Origin of the sequence: Streptomyces exfoliatus (genome assembly GCF_000725545.1) — a bacterium.
In the GTDB taxonomy this organism is placed as follows: Bacteria; Actinomycetota; Actinomycetes; order Streptomycetales; family Streptomycetaceae; genus Streptomyces; species Streptomyces exfoliatus.
The window spans coordinates 17,142-35,218 of sequence record NZ_JNZP01000017.1 but is presented as its reverse complement, the minus strand read 5'-3'; the positions used below and the strand labels follow the sequence as shown (position 1 = coordinate 35,218).

18 protein-coding genes and 2 tRNA genes are annotated in these 18,077 nt (G+C 71.3%); 12 read left to right on the top strand and 8 right to left on the bottom strand.

All coding sequences use genetic code 11. The features are described from left to right. The first annotated feature begins 10 nt into the window (after positions 1-10). Entirely contained in the window at positions 11-238 is a 228-nt protein-coding gene (locus IO20_RS38735; RefSeq protein WP_078945922.1) for a hypothetical protein, read from the top strand. Between the two features lie 65 nt (positions 239-303). After that, a complete protein-coding gene (locus IO20_RS0120785; protein WP_030548459.1) occupies positions 304-1,392 on the top strand; it encodes a YlbL family protein in 1,089 nt (362 codons plus the stop codon). A 65-nt stretch (positions 1,393-1,457) separates the two neighbouring features. Here IO20_RS0120785 and IO20_RS0120780 read toward each other — a convergent pair whose 3' ends face one another. After that, positions 1,458-2,009 carry a PPA1309 family protein gene (locus IO20_RS0120780; RefSeq protein WP_030548457.1) on the bottom strand — a complete coding sequence of 184 codons (552 nt, stop codon included), beginning with the start codon at positions 2,007-2,009 and terminating at the stop codon, positions 1,458-1,460. Positions 2,010-2,144: 135 nt separating this feature from the next. Here IO20_RS0120780 and IO20_RS0120775 point away from each other — a divergent pair, with 135 nt between their 5' ends. From IO20_RS0120775 to IO20_RS0120760, 4 genes are all read left to right on the top strand, one after another. Then, positions 2,145-5,045, top strand: a complete 2,901-nt coding sequence (locus IO20_RS0120775; protein ID WP_030548455.1) for a UPF0182 family membrane protein — start codon at positions 2,145-2,147, stop codon at positions 5,043-5,045. Positions 5,046-5,090: 45 nt separating this feature from the next. Continuing rightward, a tRNA-Met gene (locus IO20_RS0120770) sits at positions 5,091-5,164 on the top strand. A gap of 204 nt (positions 5,165-5,368) precedes the next feature. Next, a complete protein-coding gene (locus IO20_RS0120765; protein WP_030548453.1) occupies positions 5,369-7,339 on the top strand; it encodes a tetratricopeptide repeat protein in 1,971 nt (656 codons plus the stop codon). Between the two features lie 47 nt (positions 7,340-7,386). After that, a tRNA-Met gene (locus tag IO20_RS0120760) sits at positions 7,387-7,460 on the top strand. A gap of 115 nt (positions 7,461-7,575) precedes the next feature. Here the strand turns inward: IO20_RS0120760 and IO20_RS0120755 are convergent. Continuing rightward, positions 7,576-7,995, bottom strand: a complete 420-nt coding sequence (locus tag IO20_RS0120755; RefSeq protein ID WP_030548451.1) for a Fur family transcriptional regulator — start codon at positions 7,993-7,995, stop codon at positions 7,576-7,578. A gap of 145 nt (positions 7,996-8,140) precedes the next feature. On the opposite strand from IO20_RS0120755, the gene IO20_RS0120750 reads away from it, so the two are divergent. Continuing rightward, entirely contained in the window at positions 8,141-9,610 is a 1,470-nt protein-coding gene (locus IO20_RS0120750) for a catalase (protein ID WP_030548449.1), read from the top strand. A 72-nt stretch (positions 9,611-9,682) separates the two neighbouring features. On the opposite strand, the gene IO20_RS0120745 is transcribed toward IO20_RS0120750, so the two are convergent. Further along, positions 9,683-10,072 (bottom strand): CBS domain-containing protein, encoded by a 390-nt coding sequence (locus IO20_RS0120745; RefSeq protein WP_030548447.1) that lies wholly within the window; start codon positions 10,070-10,072, stop codon positions 9,683-9,685. 140 nt (positions 10,073-10,212) lie between these two features. Then, complete coding sequence (gene hisN, locus IO20_RS0120740) at positions 10,213-11,022, bottom strand: histidinol-phosphatase (RefSeq protein WP_015036048.1); 810 nt, start codon at positions 11,020-11,022, stop codon at positions 10,213-10,215. A gap of 116 nt (positions 11,023-11,138) precedes the next feature. On the opposite strand from hisN, the gene IO20_RS0120735 reads away from it, so the two are divergent. Beyond that, positions 11,139-11,792, top strand: coding sequence for a TetR/AcrR family transcriptional regulator (locus tag IO20_RS0120735; RefSeq protein ID WP_030548443.1), 654 nt, complete (start codon positions 11,139-11,141; stop codon positions 11,790-11,792). Here IO20_RS0120735 and IO20_RS0120730 read toward each other — a convergent pair. The 4 genes from IO20_RS0120730 to IO20_RS0120715 all read right to left on the bottom strand — a co-directional run bounded on the left by IO20_RS0120730 (position 11,684) and on the right by IO20_RS0120715 (position 15,165). Continuing rightward, positions 11,684-12,007: a DMT family transporter gene (locus IO20_RS0120730; RefSeq protein ID WP_030548441.1), complete on the bottom strand. Its 324-nt coding sequence runs from the start codon at positions 12,005-12,007 to the stop codon at positions 11,684-11,686. The two genes, IO20_RS0120735 and IO20_RS0120730, sit on opposite strands and share 109 nt — an antisense overlap. 92 nt (positions 12,008-12,099) lie before the next feature. After that, the gene (rsgA, locus tag IO20_RS0120725; protein ID WP_030548439.1) at positions 12,100-13,113 is read right to left on the bottom strand and encodes a ribosome small subunit-dependent GTPase A; all 1,014 of its coding nucleotides are present in this window, start codon (positions 13,111-13,113) and stop codon (positions 12,100-12,102) included. Between the two features lie 3 nt (positions 13,114-13,116). Then, positions 13,117-14,448, bottom strand: a complete 1,332-nt coding sequence (gene aroA, locus IO20_RS0120720) for a 3-phosphoshikimate 1-carboxyvinyltransferase (protein ID WP_030548437.1) — start codon at positions 14,446-14,448, stop codon at positions 13,117-13,119. A 21-nt stretch (positions 14,449-14,469) separates the two neighbouring features. Next, a complete protein-coding gene (locus IO20_RS0120715; protein WP_030548435.1) occupies positions 14,470-15,165 on the bottom strand; it encodes a M50 family metallopeptidase in 696 nt (231 codons plus the stop codon). A gap of 48 nt (positions 15,166-15,213) precedes the next feature. Here IO20_RS0120715 and IO20_RS0120710 point away from each other — a divergent pair, with 48 nt between their 5' ends. The 4 genes from IO20_RS0120710 (at position 15,214) to rsrA (ending at position 17,965) form a co-directional block, all read left to right on the top strand. Further along, the gene (locus IO20_RS0120710) at positions 15,214-16,032 is read left to right on the top strand and encodes an SOS response-associated peptidase (RefSeq protein WP_030548433.1); all 819 of its coding nucleotides are present in this window, start codon (positions 15,214-15,216) and stop codon (positions 16,030-16,032) included. A gap of 71 nt (positions 16,033-16,103) precedes the next feature. After that, positions 16,104-16,736, top strand: coding sequence for an alpha/beta hydrolase family protein (locus IO20_RS0120705; protein WP_106978558.1), 633 nt, complete (start codon positions 16,104-16,106; stop codon positions 16,734-16,736). 252 nt (positions 16,737-16,988) lie between these two features. Then, entirely contained in the window at positions 16,989-17,645 is a 657-nt protein-coding gene (locus IO20_RS0120700; RefSeq protein ID WP_030207410.1) for a sigma-70 family RNA polymerase sigma factor, read from the top strand. Beyond that, positions 17,642-17,965 carry a mycothiol system anti-sigma-R factor gene (gene rsrA / locus IO20_RS0120695; protein WP_030548429.1) on the top strand — a complete coding sequence of 108 codons (324 nt, stop codon included), beginning with the start codon at positions 17,642-17,644 and terminating at the stop codon, positions 17,963-17,965. The genes IO20_RS0120700 and rsrA overlap by 4 nt, the downstream gene beginning before the upstream one ends. Positions 17,966-18,077: the final 112 nt, after the last annotated feature.

Here is an 18,077-nt window from a genome sequence, read left to right as displayed (position 1 = left end):
GGAGGTCGGGATGGCAGCGCTGGCCTGGTTGCTGATTCCGCTTTTCGCAGTCGTCGGCGCGGCGATATGGGGAAGCTGGGCATCGAGGAACAAGACCATAGGCGACGTGGCCGAACTCGCGGGCTACGCACGCTTCCGGGACGCGATGGAGCGTTCCCACACCACGACCCCCCATGCCGCCCGCGCGGACCTCGAACCGGCCGCAGCCGCCGGTGTCACCACCTCGCCGTCGAGCTGACTCCGGCCGCCCCGTACGGACCGCCCCAGGGGTGCACTCACAGGCGAGTCCCGTACTGTCGTTCCATGCCACGCCGCACCGCGACGATGCTCGCCTCCACCCTGGTGTTGATCTGTCTGCTCATCGCAGGCGTCCTGATCCCGGTGCCGTACGCGGAGATGAGTCCCGGCCCCACGGTCAACACCCTCGGTGAGGCCAGGGGAGAGCCCGTCCTCTCGATCTCCGGACGCAAGACCTACCCGACCGACGGTCACCTCAACATGACGACCGTCCGTGTCACCAGCGCGGACTACAGGATGAACGCCGTCGAGGCCGTCTACGGCTGGCTGGCCCACGACAACGTCGTGGTGCCGCACGACACGCTCTACCCGGACGGCAAGACCGAGGAGCAGTCGAGCCAGGAGAACGCCGAGGAGTTCAGCCAGTCCCAGGAGAGCGCCAAGGTGGCCGCCCTCGGGGAGCTGGGGATCCCGGTGGTGGCGCGGGTCGTCGTCGGCACGGTGATCAAGGGCTCGCCGTCCGAGGGCAAGCTGCACGCCGGTGACGTGATCAAGGCGGTCGACGGCGTGCCGATCGCCGCCCAGGACGAGGTCGCCAAGCAGGTCACGAAGCGCAAGCCCGGCCAGGACGTCGTGTTCACGGTCGTCCCCGCCAAGGAGGCCGCCGCGGCCGAGAAGGCGCGCAAGGAGCCGACCGTCACCCGGAAGGTGGTCATCACGACCACCACGTCCGAGGAGGGCGACCGGGCCGTCGTCGGCATCAAGGCCGGCACCGACCACGTCTTCCCCTTCACGATCGACATCAACCTGGCCGACGTCGGCGGCCCCAGCGCCGGCCTGATGTTCGCCCTCGGCATCGTCGACAAGCTCACCCCGGACAGCCTCACCGGCGGCCGGTTCGTCGCCGGGACGGGAACCATCGACGACGCGGGCAAGGTCGGCCCGATCGGCGGGATCCAGATGAAGCTGGTCGGCGCGCGCGACGCCGGCGCGGAGTACTTCCTCACCCCGGCCGACAACTGCGCGACCGCCGCCTCCGACATCCCCGAGGGGCTCACCCTCGTCAAGGTCGACACCATCGACGACGCCACGAAGTCCCTGGAGAAGCTCCGCAAGGGCGACACGAAGTCCCTGCCGAGCTGCTCGAAGAGCTGAGCGGCGGATACGCCGAAGGGGCGCCCGGTCGACGGACCGGGCGCCCCTTTCCGTGCCGCCGCGGCTCAGGACTCGAAGGTCGCCGCCAGTGCCTCGGCGAGGCCGGGCACCAGGTCGGGGCCCGTGAGGACCTCCGTCGCGGTGTCCTTCTCGCGCAGCCGGATCGCCGCCTCGCGCGCACCGTTGCGGAGCACCGCCACGGTCATCCGCACCTCCTGGCGGTCCGGGTGGGCGGCCACCCACTTGGCGAGCTGCTTCTCGCCGAGGCCTTGCGGGACCTGCGTCTCGGCCGAGGGGGGCAGCATGAGCCGCTCCACGGTCATGGCGCAGCCGGCCACGGTGTCGGGCCAGGCGACCGTGCCGAGGAACTCGTCGAGGGGCTTTCCGCGCGGCAGCTTGTCCTGCTCGATCGGGGTGTAGGTGGTGGCGTCGTCACCCAGGCCCAGCTGGGAGGCGAGGGCGGGTGCCTTGGCGCGCAGGCGTGCGGTGTCGACGAGGGCGAAGAGACGGGCCGGCTGGTCCCAGCCGAGGCCCGCCGCGTACTCGTCGATCTCGAGCACCGCGCGGGTGAGGGGGCTCGCGGCCATCGCCGGGCCGGAGGGGGAAACGTTGGACATGACCAACATCCTGCCTCCTCCACCCCGGAACACGGGAACTAGGTAAAGCCTCAGTAAGTTGCATCAGTGGGCTCTACGATCGCGGGGCCTGCTTTCAGACGCATCAACATCGAGGGGCGCACGTTGGCTTTCCAGATGCCGGACCGCGGCGGTAGCCCGTCCGGGCCAAGGATGAGGGTCGGCCGGCCGTCCCGGCGGGCCCGTACCTTGCTCATGACTCTCGGGGTGCTGGCCGTTCTGGCCATGGCGTTCGTGATGTTCGCCGGGTTCTGGACGGACTGGCTCTGGTACCGCTCGGTCGAGTACTCGTCCGTGTTCACCACCACGCTGTGGACCAAGATCGGCCTCTTCGCGGTCTTCGGCCTGCTGATGGGGCTCGCCGTCGGCCTGAACATCTGGCTGGCGTACCGGCTGCGGCCGCCGCTCAGCGCGATGTCCCTCGAGCAGCAGAGCCTCGACCGGTACCGGATGGGCCTCGCCCCGTTCAAGAAGTGGGTGCTGCTCGCGGTCACCGCCCTCGTGGCGCTGATCGCCGGCGCCTCCGCCTCGGGACAGTGGCGTACGTGGCTCATGTGGGTCAACGGCGTGAAGTTCGGCCAGAAGGACCCGCAGTTCGGGCTCGACGTGTCGTTCTACGCCTTCGACCTGCCCTGGTACCGCTTCCTGCTCGGCTTCGGCTTCGCCGCCGCCGTGCTGTCGCTGATCGCCGCCGCGCTCACGCACTACCTGTACGGCGGGCTGCGGATCACCAGCCCGGGCGCGCGTGCCACCGCGGCCGCCACCGGCCACCTCTCGGTGCTGCTCGGCGTCTTCGTGTCGCTGAAGGCCGTGGCGTACTGGCTCGACCGGTACGGCCTGGCCGTGAAGTCCAGCGACTTCAAGGCGACCGGCAACTGGACGGGTCTGCGGTACGTCGACGCCAACGCGTACCTGCCGGCGAAGACCATCCTGTTCTGCATCGCCGCGATCTGCGCCGTGCTGTTCTTCGCGACGCTCTGGCGCCGCACCTGGCAGCTGCCGGTGATCGGCTTCGGCCTGATGGTGCTCTCCGCGATCCTGATCGGCGGCCTGTACCCGGCCATCGTGCAGAAGTTCCAGGTCCAGCCGAACGAGCAGGCCAAGGAAGCGCCGTACATCCAGAAGAACATCGACGCGACCCGTAAGGCGTACGCGATCGACGGGACGAAGCCCGAGAACTACTCGGGCAAGTCGACGGTGAAGGCCAAGGACCAGCTGCGGTCGGACGCCGACTCGGCGGCCAGCTACCGCGTCCTCGACCCGAACATCGTGTCGCCGACGTTCCAGCAGCTGGAGCAGAAGCGGAAGTACTACCAGTTCCCGATGACCCTGGACGTGGACCGCTACCAGGGCAAGGACACCGTCGTCGGTCTGCGTGAGCTCAACATCAAGGGCATCCCGAAGCGCAACTGGATCAACGACCACTTCACGTACACCCACGGCTACGGCGCCATCATGGCCTCGGGTACCCAGACCGACGCCAACGGCTCCCCGGTCTTCACCGAGGCCGGCCTGCCGACCACGGGGACGCTCGGCACGTACCAGCAGCGGATCTACTACGGCGAGAAGACCGACCAGTACTCGATCGTGGGCGGCCCGCAGAAGGAGCTGGACTACGAGGAGAACGGCGAGAAGACCACCAGCTACAAGGAGAAGAGCGGCGTAAGCCTCTCCAGCACCTTCAACCGCGCGGCGTACGCGGTGGCCTTCAGCGAGCCGCAGATCCTCTACTCGGGGGCCATCGGCGAGGGCTCGCGGATCCTCTACAACCGCACCCCGAAGGAGCGCGTCGAGGCGGTCGCGCCCTGGCTGACCATCGACGGCGACGCCTACCCGGCGGTCGTCGAGGGCCGGATCCAGTGGATCATCGACGCCTACACGACGACCAACGGCTACCCGTACGCCTCGCGCACCACGCTCGGCGACACCACGGCCGACTCGCTGACCGTCGGCAACCAGCAGCGCGCGGTCGTCGCCCAGCAGAACCAGGTCAACTACATCCGCAACTCGGTGAAGGCCACCGTCGACGCCTACGACGGCAAGGTGACCCTCTACCAGTGGGACACCCAGGACCCGGTCCTGAAGACCTGGATGAAGGCGTTCCCGGACACCGTCAAGCCGAAGTCCGAGATCAAGGCCGACCTGATGGAGCACCTGCGGTACCCGCAGGACATGTTCAAGGTCCAGCGCGAGCTGCTGACCCGCTATCACGTCACCGACCCCGCCCAGTTCTACAGCGGCTCGGACGCCTGGCAGGTGCCGGACGACCCGACCAACAAGGACGGCAACGCGGTCCCGCCGTACTACCTGAGCATGAAGATGCCCGGGGACACGGCGCAGCGCTTCTCGCTGACGACGACGTTCACGCCGAACGGGCGGCCCAACCTGGGCGGCTTCATGGCGGTCGACGCCGACGCCACCAGCAAGGAGTACGGCCGGCTGAGGCTGCTGCGGGTCACCGAGGACGTCCCGGGACCGGCGCAGGTGCAGAGCAAGCTCAACGGTCTGCCGTCGGTGGCCACCTTCGTCCGGGACATGAAGGGCGCCGACTCGGACATCCAGTACGGCAACCTGCTGACCGTCCCGCTCGACGGCGGCTTCCTGTACGTGGAGCCCGTGTACGCCCAGGGACGCAACGCGCTCTACCCGCTCCTGAAGAAGGTGGCCGTGTCGTACGTGGACGCGGACCAGCCGGACGGTGACACGACCAAGGACACCACGGTGTTCGAGGACAACCTCACCGAGGCGCTCAACGCGGTCTTCGGGGTCGACGCACCGACCACACCGCCGCCCACCTCGCCCACGACCCCGCCGGGCACCACCGAGCCGCCGGTCACGAACGACGCCGCGCTCAAGAAGGCCATCGCCGACGCCCAGAAGGCGTACGACGCGGGCGAGGCGGCTCTGGCGAAGGGCGACTGGACCGCGTACGGCAAGGCCCAGGAGGACCTGCAGGCGGCACTCGAGCGGGCCGCCGAGGCCGGAGCGAAGCTCAAGACGACCGGATCAAGCGGCTGACCTGAGGTTTTCCACCCTGCGTCCGTGATACTGTTGGTTCACCGACGCGGGGTGGAGCAGCTCGGTAGCTCGCTGGGCTCATAACCCAGAGGTCGCAGGTTCAAATCCTGTCCCCGCTACTCAGAGGACGAGGGCCCGGATCCATAAGGATCCGGGCCCTCGTCGTGTGTCGGCGTGCGGAGGGGGCCCGAAGAGCGGTAGGGAGGGGGCGAGTTGGCGTGAGTCGTGTTTGACTTGTCTCTCTGTGGGCATGTCGACAAAACGCTGAGTGACCTCACTGGCTGCGGTATACCAGGTGTGCTCGGGTTGCGGGTGGTGCGACGATGGTATTTATGGGGGACAGGGCAACTCTGTTGGAGACAGGGCGGTTTGTGCAGCGGCACGCCAGGAACGCCGCGGACGAGATCATCGAGGCAGTAGGGGCCGTCGATACGGCCGTCGACACCACCGCCGAGACCGATGCCGACACCGAGAACGAGACCGAGACCGAGGCCCGTCACCGGCGCGCCGCCGAGCGCGGCGACCTCGCCGCGATGAGCGCCCTCGGTGCTCTGCTGCTGCGCCGCGGCGACCTCGACGGCGCCGAGCCCTACCTGCGCGGCGCCACCGCCGAGGGCGACCGGGCCGCCGCCAACAACCTCGGTGTCCTGCTGCACCAGCGCGGATACGCGGAAGAGGCCGCCGGCTGGTGGCGGGTCGCCGCCGTCGCGGGCTCCGCGCCCGCCGCCCACGCGCTCGGCCGCCACCACCGCGAGCGCGGCGACGAGCCGGCCGCCGAGTACTGGCTGCGCCAGGCCGCCGAGCAGGGCCACGCCCTCGGCGCGTACGCCCTCGCCGACCTCCTGGAGCACCGCAGCGACGTCGGCGCCGAGCGTTGGCTGCGCGCCGCCGCCGAACAGGGCCACCGCGAGGCCGCCTACCGGCTCGCCCTCGCCCTGGAGCGCCGCGCCACCGAGACGACCCGCGGCCCGCACGAGACCGGCACCCGGCTGCGGGCGTCCGGTACCGGCGCGATCGTGCCCTCCGGCGCGACCGCCACGGCCGGAGCGGCCGCGCCGGGACCCGCCGCCGGTGAGCCCGGCGGGGCACCCGCAGAGGCCGAGCAGTGGTTCCGGCAGGCCGCCGCGCGCGGCCACCGGCGGGCCGCGCTGCACCTCGGCGCGATCCTGGAGCACCGCGGCGAGCTCAAGGAGGCCGGCCGCTGGTACCTCAGCTCCGCCAAGGAGGGCGAGGCCAAGGCCGCCTGCGCGCTCGGCTTCCTGCTTCGCGACGCGGGCGACGAGGAGAGCGCCGCCGTGTGGTGGCTGCGCGCCGCCCAGGACGGCGACGGCAACGCCGCCAACGCCCTGGGCGCGCTCCACGCGGCCCGGGGCGAGCAGCAGACCGCGGAGCGCTGGTACAGGGCCGCCATGGACGCGGGCGACGTGAACGGCGCGTACAACCTGGGTCTGCTCTGTGCCGCGCAGGACCGCATCCCGCAGGCCGAGCAGTGGTACCGCCGCGCCGCCTACGCGGGCCACCGCGAGGCCGCCAACGCGCTCGCGGTGCTGCTCCTCCAGGCGGGCGACGCCAACGGCGCCGAGCCCTGGTTCTCCAAGGCCGCCGAGGCGGGCAGCGTGGACGCCGCCTTCAACCTGGGCATCCTCCACGCCGGCCGCGACGACGACCGTACGGCCCTCGTCTGGTACGAGCGGGCCGCCGCCGCCGGGCACACCGAGGCCGCCCTCCAGGTCGGCATCGCCGCCCTGCGCGACGGCGACGAGCGGACCGCCGAGCGGCACCTGCGCTGCGCGGCCGGCGGCGGCAGCGCCGAGGCCGCCTTCCGGCTCGCCTCGGTGCTCGACGCGCGTCGCCCCGACCCCGGCCCCGCCGTCCTCGGCGCGCCCAGGGAGGAGAAGACCGAGTGCGAGGAGTGGTACGAGCGGGCCGCCCAGCAGGGGCACCGGCGCGCCCAGGTGCGGGTCGGCATGCTGGCCGCCGGGCGCGGCGACCTGGCGGAGGCCGACCGCTGGTACCGCGAGGCGGCGGAGGCGGGCAGCCGCAACGGCGCCTTCAACCTCGGGCTGCTCCTCGCCCGTGAGGGCAGCGAGCGCGAGGCCGCCCTGTGGTGGACCCGGGCCGCCCGGGCCGGCCACGGCCGGGCCGCGCTCCGGCTCGCGCTGCTCGCGGCGCGCCGCGGGGAACTGACGGAGGGGCGGCGCTGGTGCGCCCGCGCGGTGGAGCTGGGCCCCGCGGAGGTCGCCGAGCGGGCGGCGCGACTGAGCGAGGCGCTGCACCAGGAGCTCACCGCGTAAGGGATTTGCGCTGGTCGGGGGCGGTCCCGTAGAGTCGGGTCTACCGACGCGGGGTGGAGCAGCTCGGTAGCTCGCTGGGCTCATAACCCAGAGGTCGCAGGTTCAAATCCTGTCCCCGCTACTCAGTAGCGACGAAGGCCCGGATCCAGTCACTGGATCCGGGCCTTCGTCGTGTGTCATGGCCTGGGACCGAAGGATGCCCCCACCGGAGCGGGGGCATTCTTCGTGCGGTCGTGTCAGGCCGTACTGGCGCAGCTCGGGCAGATGCCCCGGTACGTGACCTCGACGTTCGAGATCGTGAAGCCGAAGCGCTCGGTGTCCGGCAGGTCCGCCAGCGGGTCGCCGCCCGGGTGGACGTCACGGATCGCGCCGCAGCGTCCGCAGACCAGGTGCTGGTGCGGGCGGTGGGCGTTGGGGTCGTACCGCTTGGCGCGGCCGTCGGTCGCGACCTCGATGACCTCACCGAGGGTGACCATCTCGCCCAGTGTGTTGTAGACGGTCGCGCGCGAGATCTCCGGCAGCCGCGTCACGGCCGCCGCGTGGACCTCGTCGGCGGTCAGGTGTACATGGTCCCCGTCGAGGACCTCGGCGACGACACGCCGCTGCGCGGTCATTCGCCAGCCGCGTCCGCGCAGTCGTTCCAACAGGTCACTCATGGGCGCCAGCTTAACAGTCGGGGTGTCGTGATCCGAAGAGGTGTGGTTTTAGAAGCCTGCTTGACTTGGACAATGTCCATTGTAGGATCGAGTACGGCACCGGCCGGAGCCCCACGAGGGCGCGGCCGGCGGACAGGACTCGCGAATGACGCAGGAGGCGCACGTGACGCAGGGACCGCTCACCACGGAGGCCGGAGCGCCGGTCGCCGACAACCAGAACAGCGAGACGGCGGGCGTCGGCGGTCCGGTCCTCGTGCAGGACCAGCTCCTCCTGGAGAAGCTCGCCCACTTCAACCGTGAGCGCATCCCGGAGCGCGTGGTCCACGCGCGCGGTGCGGGCGCCTATGGCACCTTCACGCTCACCCGTGACGTCTCGCGGTGGACGCGGGCCGCGTTCCTCTCCGAGGTCGGCAAGGAGACCGAGACCTTCCTGCGCTTCTCCACCGTCGCGGGGAACCTCGGCGCGGCCGACGCCGTGCGCGACCCGCGCGGCTGGGCGCTGAAGTTCTACACCGAAGAGGGCAACTACGACCTCGTCGGCAACAACACCCCGGTGTTCTTCATCAAGGACGCCATCAAGTTCCCGGACTTCATCCACACCCAGAAGCGCGACCCGTACTCGGGTTCGCAGGAGGCCGACAACGTCTGGGACTTCTGGGGTCTCTCCCCGGAGTCGACCCACCAGGTGACCTGGCTCTTCGGCGACCGCGGCATCCCCGCCTCGTACCGCCACATGGACGGCTTCGGCTCCCACACCTACCAGTGGAACAACGAGGCCGGCGAGGTCTTCTGGGTCAAGTACCACTTCAAGACCGACCAGGGCATCAAGAACCTCACCCAGGACGAGGCCAACCGGCTCGCCGGCGAGGACCCCGACTCGCACCAGCGGGACCTGCGCGAGGCCATCGAGCGCGGCGACTTCCCGACCTGGACCGTGCAGGTCCAGATCATGCCCGCGGCCGACGCGGCGAACTACCGCTTCAACCCGTTCGACCTCACCAAGGTGTGGCCGCACGGGGACTACCCGCCGATCGAGATCGGCAGGCTGGAGCTCAACCGCAACCCGGAGAACATCTTCGCCGAGGTCGAGCAGTCGATCTTCAGCCCGGCGCACTTCGTGCCCGGCATCGGACCGTCCCCGGACAAGATGCTCCAGGGTCGGCTCTTCGCCTACGGCGACGCACACCGCTACCGCGTCGGCGTCAACGCCGACCACCTGCCGGTGAACCGTCCGCACGCCACCGAGGCGCGCACCCACTCCCGTGACGGCCTCCTGTACGACGGCCGCCACAAGGGCGCGAAGAACTACGAGCCGAACAGCTTCGGCGGCCCGCGCCAGACGGACCGGCCGCTGTGGCAGTCGACGCCCGTCACCGGCGGCACCGGCGACCACGCCGCCCCGGTCCACGCCGAGGACGACGACTTCGTGCAGGCGGGCAACCTCTACCGCCTGATGTCGGAGGACGAGAAGGACCGTCTGATCGGGAACCTGGCCGGCTTCATCGCCAAGGTCTCGCGTGACGACATCGCCGAGCGGGCGATCGGCAACTTCCGCCAGGCGGATGGTGACTTCGGCAAGCGGCTGGAGGCCGCGGTCCAGGCCCTCCGCGGCTGACGACGCTTGCCGTAGAGGAGGCGGGCCGGATTTCCGTACGGATTCCGGCCCGCTTCCGCGTACGGGGGCGTCTCAGCCGGCGACGCTGTGCACCGGGATCCAGCAGCGGATGATGTCGCGTACGGAGACGATGCCGACGGGGCCCCGGTCGTCGAGGACGACGAGGTGGCGGAAGCCGCCATGGGTCATGGCCTCGGCCGCCTTCGCCAGGGTCCAGGTGGGAGCGGCGAAGACGACGTCGCGGGTGGTGTGGGACCCCGCGGTCTCGCAGTCGGGGTCCTGGTCCCTGGCGAGGGAGTTGAGGATGTCGCGCTCGGTGAGGATGCCGAGGCCGCCGGCGTCGGTGTCGAGGACGACGGCCGCGCCGACGCGGCGCGCCGACATCAGCCGGGCCGCCTGCCGGAGGGTGTGGGCGGGGCCGATGGTGAGGACCACGGTGCTCATGGCGTCACGGACGAGCATGGGCGGAGCCACCTCCTTGGTGAATTCTTCAAAGAGAAGGGATTCACAAGTTCACAAGTGGGGGGACTCTCAGAGTGGCACCGGGCGTGGGACCCGACAAGGGGGCGCGCAAGGCGCCTATGGGGGAGTGATGGGGGCGCTCAGCCCTCCGCGTTCTCCTGGTTGAGGTAGCTCAGCAGCTCACCGTGGAGCAGACCGTTCGACGCCGCCGCGTTCCCGCTGTGCGGTCCGTGCCGGCCGTCGAGACCCGTGTACGTACCGCCCGCCTCCTGCACCACGACCGCCACCGCCGCCATGTCCCACAGCGACAGCTCCGGCTCCGCGCAGATGTCCACCGAGCCCTCCGCGACCATCATGTACGGCCAGAAGTCGCCGTACGCCCTGGTCCGCCAGCACGCGCGCGTGAGGTCCAGGAAACCCTCCAGGCGGCCCTGCTCCTCCCAGCCGCTCAGCGAGGAGTACGCGAAGGAGGCGTCCTCGAGGGACGCCACCTTCGACACCCCGATCCGGCTCGCCGAGGCCAGGCTGCGCCCGGTGTACGCCCCCAGGCCCTTCGCCGCCCACCAGCGGCGGCCGAGCGCCGGGGCCGACACCACGCCCACCACCGGCTGGAACCCGGTGTCCCCGGCCTCCATCAGCGCGATCAGGGTCGCCCAGACGGGCACCCCGCGCACGTAGTTCTTCGTACCGTCGATCGGGTCGATCACCCAGCGGCGGGGGCCCGAGCCCTCCACGCCGTACTCCTCGCCCAGGATCGCGTCACGCGGCCTGGCCCGCTGGAGCTGCCCCCGGATCAGTTCCTCCGCGGCCTTGTCGGCCTCGCTCACCGGAGTCATGTCAGGCTTCGTCTCGACCTTCAGGTCGAGCGCCTGGAAACGGTCCATGGTGGCCGCGTCGGCGGCATCCGCGAGGACATGGGCGAGACGCAGATCATCGTGGTAATCGGCCATGGTCGGCACTCTATCCCCGTGTGATCCCCGAACGGAGAACCGCCCACGGGCACCCTTGACAGGGTGCGGGCGGCTGCCGACGCTGGGCGGAGAACCGTTCCCTCCCGGAGGTGGCGATGGCGCCCGCCCGCGAGGCCCTGCTCGACGCCGCGCTCGCCGCGCTGGAGCACCGGCCCTGGTCCGCCGTGCGGATGGCCGACCTCGCCGCGACCGCCCGGGTCTCCCGCCAGACCCTCTACAACGAGTTCGGCACCAAGGAGGGGCTCGCCCGCGCCCTCGTGCGTCGGGAGGCCGACACCTACCTCCAGGGCGTACGACGGCTGCTCGCCGCCCCCGCACCGCCCGAGCGGAACCTGGTCGCCGTCGCCGAGTGGACCGTGGCCAGGGCCGCCACCCGCCCCGTGCTGCGGGCCCTGCTCACCGGCGCCTGGGACGCACGGCTGCCGGCGCCCCGGCCCGCCAGGTCCGGCGCACGCCCCGCGGCCGTCCCCGCCCAGCGCCTCGCCGACGAGGGGCCGCCCGCGCCGGGCGAGCTGGTGGCGGCGACCGCGGCCTGCGCCGGCGAGCGGTGGGCGGCGGGCTGCGAGGTGGCCGTCCGGCTCGCGCTCAGCCACGTCGTGGCGCCCGCCGTCCCGTACGACCGGGCGGTGGGGACGGCCGGTCAGTGCGAGGAGCCGGAGAGCTGGAGTCCGATGACCCCGAGGATCACCAGCGTGATCGAGACGATCTTGAGCGTGGAGACCAGGTCGCCGAGGAAGACCATGCCGTAGATCGCCGTCCCCGCCGCACCGATCCCGGTCCACACCGCGTACGCAGGGCCCACGTCGAGCTTGCGCAGCGCGAGCGTGAGGAGGCCGAAGCTTCCCATGGCGAAGATCGCGAAGGCGATCGTCGGCCACAGCCGGGTGAATCCGTGCGAGAGCTTCAGACAGACCGCGAAGCCCGTCTCCAGGAAACCTGCGACCACCACCAGCAGCCACGCCATCGTCAGTGCCTCCCACGCCGTCGGTGACTGCTTCGTCGGACTTGGTGTGATTATGCACTTACCTGGAGCGGTCGGCCCTAAACGCGGACGGCTCAGTCGCCCTCGCGTCGTTCCCGGGTCGCCAGAAGCCGTCGCAGCGACACCAGGCGCGCCGGGTCGGCGTGTCCGTCCGCCACCCACGCGTCGAGCGCGCAGTCCTGCTCGTCGTGGCTGCAGGCGCGGGGGCAGTTCTCCGTACCCGGTACGAGGTCGGGGAAGGCCAGGATCACCCGGGACGGGTCGACGTGGTGCAGACCGAAGGAGCGCACGCCCGGCGTGTCGATGACCCAGCCGCCCTCCTTGTCGTCGAGCGGCAGGGCGAGAGCCGAGGTGGTGGTGTGCCGTCCGCGGCCGGTGACCGCGTTGACCACACCGGTGCTCCGCCGCCGGTCCGGCGGCACCAGGGCGTTGACCAGGGTCGTCTTGCCGACGCCCGAGTGCCCCACGAACGCGGTGGTCCGCCCCTTGAGGTGCTCGTGGACCCGCTCGGCCGCGACCCCGTCGACGAACTCGTCGCGCGTGGTCACCACGTACGGCACACCGAGTGCGCCGTACATCTCCAGGAGCGAGTCCGGCGACGCCAGGTCCGACTTGGTGAGGACGAGCAGCGGGGTGAGCCCGCCGTCGTACGCGGCGACCAGGCAGCGGTCGATCAGCCGGGGACGCGGCTCGGGGTCGGCGAGCGCGGTGACGATCGCGAGCTGGTCGGCGTTGGCGACCACCACGCGCTCGTACGGGTCGTCGTCGTCGGCCGTGCGGCGCAGCACCGAGGTGCGCGGGCTGATCCGTACGATCCGGGCCAGCGTGTCCTTCTCGCCGGACAGGTCTCCGACGATCGAGACCCGGTCGCCGACCACGGCGGCCTTGCGGCCCAGCTCGCGCGCCTTCATCGCCGTGATGACCAGGTCGTCGACCAGACAGGTGAGCCGGCCGCGGTCGACGGTGAGGACCATGCCCTCGACGGCGTCCTCGTGCTTCGGGCGGATGGTCGTACGGGGACGGGTGCCCTTGCGGTTGGGCCGCTGGCGGATGTCGTCCTCGTCGGTGTTCTTGCCGTAACGCCGCATGGTTCAGACCCCGAGCATTTCGGTCCACATCGTCGGGAAGTCCGGCAAGGTCTTCGCCGTCGTCGCCACGTCCTCGATCTCGACGCCCTCGACCGCGAGGCCGATGATCGCGCCCGCCGTCGCCATGCGGTGGTCGTGGTACGTGTGGAAGACGCCGCCGTGCAGCGGGCGCGGGCGGATGTGGAGACCGTCCTCCGTCTCGGTGACGTCGCCGCCCAGCTCGTTGATCTCCTTGGTGAGCGCCGCCAGCCGGTCCGTCTCGTGCAGCCGCAGATGGGCGACCCCGCGCAGGGTGGACGGGGAGTCGGCGAGCGCCGCTACCGCCGCGATGCCCGGCGTCAGCTCGCCGACCTCGCCGAGGTCCACGTCGATGCCGTGGATCCGGCCCGTACCGGTGAAGGTCAGCCCCGCCTCGGTCAGCTCGCAGGAGCCACCCATCTCGGTGAAGATCTCCCGCAGCGCGTCACCGGGTTGGGTGGTCCGCTCGGGCCAGTCCGGGACCGTCACCCGGCCGCCGGTCACCAGGGCGGCCGCCAGGAACGGCTGCGCGTTCGACAGGTCCGGCTCGACCACGAGGTCCCGGCCGCGCAGCGCCGAGGGCGCCACCCGCCACACGTCCGGCGCACCGCCGTGTTCCGGCTCGTCGACCTGCGCGCCGACCGCGCGCAGCATGTCGACGGTCATCCGGATGTGCGGCAGCGAGGGCAGCCGCGTGCCCACGTGCCGTACCTCGACGCCCTGGTTGAAGCGGGCCCCGGACAGCAGCAGGGCGCTCACGAACTGGGAGGACGAGGAGGCGTCGATCTCGACCGTGCCGCCGTCGAGGCCACCGGCGCCGTGCACCGTCATGGGCAGCGCGCCCCGGCCCTCGTCGTCGATGCGGGCGCCGAGCGCGCGCAGGGCGTCGATCACGCCGTGCAGCGGGCGCTCGTGGGAGCGGGGGTCGCCGTCGAAGCGCACCGGGCCGTCGGCGAGCGCCGTGACCGGGGGCAGGAAGCGCATGACCGTACCGGCGTTGCCGACGTCGACGGTCGCGCCGCCGTGCAGCGGGGAGGGGATGATCCGCCAGGCCTCGCCGGAACCGTCGGGGCCGACGCCCTCCTCGATCTTCACGCCGAGGGTACGGAGCGCCTCGGCCATCAGGAGGGTGTCCCGGGAGCGCAGCGGGCGGCGCAGCCAGCCGGGCTCGGAGGCCAGCGCGGCGAGCACCAGGGCGCGGTTCGTGACCGACTTCGATCCGGGCACGGTGACGGTCGCGTCGACGGCGCCGCGGGCGTACGGGGCGGGCCAGAGGTCGGTGGGCGGGTCGGTGTGCGCGGAAGCAGCTGCGGTCATGGAACTCACTGTACGGGGGAGTCAGAAGCCGAGGAGCCAGCGCCCGCCGCCGATCAGGGACGAGATCGCGACCGCGTGGAAGAAGAACAGCCACACGCCCGCGGGCACATGGGTGAGCCTCGCCAGCTGGTCGGCGTCCGAGTCGGGGGTGCCGCCGTGTCGCCGCTTCGCCTGGAGCTCGAAGGCCGGGCGGACGCCGCCGAGCAGCAGGAACCAGACGACCGCGTAGGCGAAGACCGACTGGACCTCGGGAGCGGTCAGCCAGGAGACGAGGAGGAAGGCGGCGCCCGTCAGGACGACGGTGAGGACCCCGTACGCGTTGCGGACCATCACCAGCATGGCGAGCAGCAGGGCGGTCGCGGCCCACAGCAGCAGGGTGACCCGGTGGGTGCCGAGCAGGGCGGCGCCGCCGAGGCCGAGCAGGGGGGCCGCGGGGTAGCCGGCGGCCAGGGTGAGGACCACGCCGAGGCCGGTCGGGCGGCCCCGGCTCACGGTCAGTCCGCTGGTGTCCGAGTGCAGCCGGATGGCTTGGAGGCGCCGGCCGGTGGCGAGGGCGATCAGGCCGTGGCCGCCCTCGTGGGCGATGGTGATCGCGTTGCGGGCCAGGAGCCAGAGGCGGCGGGGCACGGTGACGGCGAGGGCCGCGACGCCGGTGGCGATCACCAGCCATTCGGCCGGGGCGTCCTGCGGACCGAAGAGGTCCATCGAGAGGTCCATCGTTCGGGCCGCTCCTCGGGGGTCGGGGATCGTGGCAGTCTGGCACGTATGTGCGGACGGTATGCAGCGAGCCGGCGGCCCGAGGACCTCGTCGACGTCTTCGGTGTCGAGAAGTGGGCGGAGCCGGAGGAGCCTCTGGCCCCCGACTGGAACGTGGCCCCCACCAAAGAGGTCTGGGCCGTTCTGGAGCGTCCTCTGAAAGACGCGGAATCCCCGCGGCCGGTTCGCCAGCTGCGCACGTTGAAGTGGGGCCTCGTCCCGTCCTGGGCGAAGTCGCCGGAGGGCGCCGCCCGGATGATCAACGCGCGCGCGGAGACCCTGGACGAGAAGCCCTCCTTCAAGAAGGCCTTCGCCGCCCGCCGCTGCATCCTGCCCGCCGACGGCTACTACGAATGGGTCACCGGGGCGGGGGAGCGCGAACTGGAGGTGGAGGGGAAGAAGAAGCGGCCCCGCAAGCAGCCCTACTTCGTGACCCCCGCCGACGGCTCGGTCTTCGCGATGGCCGGGCTCTACGAGTTCTGGCGCGACCGGACCCTGCCGGCGGAGCACCCCTCGGCGTGGTGGGTGACCTGCTCGGTGATCACCACCGAGGCGGAGACCGGGCCGCTGGGCGTGGCCCCGGCCGAGGGCCCGCACTCGCTCGCCGACATCCACCCCCGGATGCCGCTGATGCTCACCGAGGACCGCTGGGACGCCTGGCTCGACCCGGCGCGCACCGACCCGGAGGAACTGCGCGGGCTGCTCGCCGCGCCGCCCGGAGGACTCATGCGGGCCTATCCGGTGGCCACAGCGGTCAGCAACGTCCGGAACAACGGACCCGAACTTGTCGAGGAACTGGCGGGACCGGAGATCGCCACGCTGTTCTGACGGCTCGGGTGCGCGCGTCTCCGACGCACGCGTTTCGGGTGCCTGCGGGGCAGGATGGGCCTGTGACCGACGTGACACAGTACGAGACCGTTCCCACCGACGCCGGTGAGGCCCGCGTTGCCTGGTGCGAGGCGGACGAACCGCGGGCCGTACTCGCCCTCGGCCACGGAGCCGGCGGCGGCGTCGAGGCCCGCGACCTCCAGGCCCTGGCCGGCGCGCTGCCCGCGCACGGCGTGACCGTCGCCCTCGTCGAGCAGCCCTGGCGGGTCGCCGGCAAGAAGGTCGCGCCCGCGCCGAAGACCCTCGACACCGGGTGGCGCGGCCTCTGGCCCGCCCTCGCACGGCCCGGCCTCCCGGTGATCGCGGGCGGCCGCAGCGCAGGTGCCCGGGTCGCCTGCCGGACCGGCCGTGACCTGGGCGCATTCGCCGTCCTCGCCCTGAGCTTCCCGCTGCACCCGCCGGGCAGGCCCGAGAAGTCCCGCGCCGAGGAACTCCTCGGCACCGGGCTCCCGACCCTCGTCGTCCAGGGCGGCAACGACCCCTTCGGGCGGCCGGAGGAGTTCCCGGAAGGCCCGTACGAGCTCGTCGGGATCCCGTACGGGGACCACGGCTTCGCCCTGCCCAAACGCGCGCCCCTCGGCCAGGACGAGGCCCTCGCCGCCCTCGTGGACGGCGTCGTCCGGTGGATCACCGCCCTGCGCTGATCTCCGCCGCCGCACCGGGAATGTGGAGCGGGGGACCACTGTTGTTGCGTGCGTCGGTGTGAGACCAAGGAAGAGGGAGTCCGTCGCATGGGTTCGACCATCTGCCCGGAGCGTGCGCAGGCCGCTGACCTCGACTGGACAGTGCTGGCCGCACCCAAGGGTGCCCCGATTCGGGCGGCGGGCGGAGCGGTTCCTCGTCTATCCTCCGAAACGAGCGGGTCCGCCCTCGGGCTCGCCGCCGCGCTGGAGGAGGTGGGTCCGGTCACTGGGACCGACACAGGGACCGACGACGGCCCCGAGGAGACGACCGAGGAGCGCAACGCGCGCTTCGAGCGGGACGCCCTCGGATTCCTCGACCAGATGTACTCGGCCGCGCTGCGCATGACGCGCAACCCCGCGGACGCGGAGGACCTGGTGCAGGAGACCTACGCCAAGGCGTACGGATCCTTCCACCAGTTCCGCGAGGGGACGAACCTCAAGGCGTGGATGTACCGCATCCTCACGAACACCTTCATCAACTCGTACCGCAAGAAGCAGCGTGAGCCCCAGCGCAGCGCCGCCGAGGAGATCGAGGACTGGCAGCTCGCCCGCGCCGAGTCGCACATGTCGACCGGTCTGCGCTCCGCCGAGTCCCAGGCGCTCGACCACCTCCCGGACTCCGACGTGAAGGAAGCGCTCCAGGCGATTCCCGAGGAGTTCCGCATCGCCGTCTATCTCGCCGATGTCGAGGGCTTTGCGTACAAGGAGATCGCGGACATCATGGGGACACCCATCGGTACGGTGATGTCCCGGCTGCACCGGGGCCGCCGCCAGCTGCGCGGCATGCTCGAGGACTACGCCCGCGACCGCGGGCTGGTACCCGCGGGCGCCGGAGAGTCGTCGAACGATCTGAAAGGCTCGGGCTCATGAGCTGCGGAGAGCCGCACGAGACGGATTGCTCAGAGGTCCTGGATCATCTCTACGAGTTCCTCGACAACGAGATGCCCGACAGTGACTGCACCAAGTTCGAGGTGCACTTCGAGGAGTGCTCCCCGTGCCTGGAGAAGTACGGGCTCGAACAGGCGGTGAAGAAGCTCGTCAAGCGCTGCTGCGGCAGTGACGACGTGCCCACCGACCTGCGGGCCAAGGTGATGGGCCGGATCGACCTGATCCGCTCGGGGCACCTGGTGCCCGAGCAGGAGGTCACGGCGATCCTCCCGACGACGCCGGCTCCGGCGCCGCAGGAGTAGACACCGGGAACCCGGAAGCGGGAACGGAGGCCGTCGCGGCACGACACGCGACGGCCTCCTTCGTCCATCAGCTCGTATCACCCGATGGTGCGAACCTGCGCCACAGCGCCGC

Coding starts and splice junctions, on each gene's coding strand:
- IO20_RS0120735 (WP_030548443.1), top strand. CDS start 11,139: ATGGCGCCCGCCCGCGAGGCCCTGCTCGACGCCGCGCTCGCCGCGCTG.
- hisN (WP_015036048.1), bottom strand. CDS start 11,022: ATGGCCGATTACCACGATGATCTGCGTCTCGCCCATGTCCTCGCGGAT.
- IO20_RS0120710 (WP_030548433.1), top strand. CDS start 15,214: ATGTGCGGACGGTATGCAGCGAGCCGGCGGCCCGAGGACCTCGTCGAC.
- IO20_RS0120730 (WP_030548441.1), bottom strand. CDS start 12,007: ATGGCGTGGCTGCTGGTGGTGGTCGCAGGTTTCCTGGAGACGGGCTTC.
- IO20_RS0120785 (WP_030548459.1), top strand. CDS start 304: ATGCCACGCCGCACCGCGACGATGCTCGCCTCCACCCTGGTGTTGATC.
- IO20_RS0120745 (WP_030548447.1), bottom strand. CDS start 10,072: ATGCTCGTCCGTGACGCCATGAGCACCGTGGTCCTCACCATCGGCCCC.
- IO20_RS0120775 (WP_030548455.1), top strand. CDS start 2,145: ATGCCGGACCGCGGCGGTAGCCCGTCCGGGCCAAGGATGAGGGTCGGC.
- IO20_RS0120750 (WP_030548449.1), top strand. CDS start 8,141: ATGACGCAGGAGGCGCACGTGACGCAGGGACCGCTCACCACGGAGGCC.
- aroA (WP_030548437.1), bottom strand. CDS start 14,448: ATGACCGCAGCTGCTTCCGCGCACACCGACCCGCCCACCGACCTCTGG.
- IO20_RS0120765 (WP_030548453.1), top strand. CDS start 5,369: ATGGTATTTATGGGGGACAGGGCAACTCTGTTGGAGACAGGGCGGTTT.
- IO20_RS38735 (WP_078945922.1), top strand. CDS start 11: ATGGCAGCGCTGGCCTGGTTGCTGATTCCGCTTTTCGCAGTCGTCGGC.
- rsgA (WP_030548439.1), bottom strand. CDS start 13,113: ATGCGGCGTTACGGCAAGAACACCGACGAGGACGACATCCGCCAGCGG.
- IO20_RS0120780 (WP_030548457.1), bottom strand. CDS start 2,009: ATGTCCAACGTTTCCCCCTCCGGCCCGGCGATGGCCGCGAGCCCCCTC.
- IO20_RS0120755 (WP_030548451.1), bottom strand. CDS start 7,995: ATGAGTGACCTGTTGGAACGACTGCGCGGACGCGGCTGGCGAATGACC.
- IO20_RS0120715 (WP_030548435.1), bottom strand. CDS start 15,165: ATGGACCTCTCGATGGACCTCTTCGGTCCGCAGGACGCCCCGGCCGAA.
- rsrA (WP_030548429.1), top strand. CDS start 17,642: ATGAGCTGCGGAGAGCCGCACGAGACGGATTGCTCAGAGGTCCTGGAT.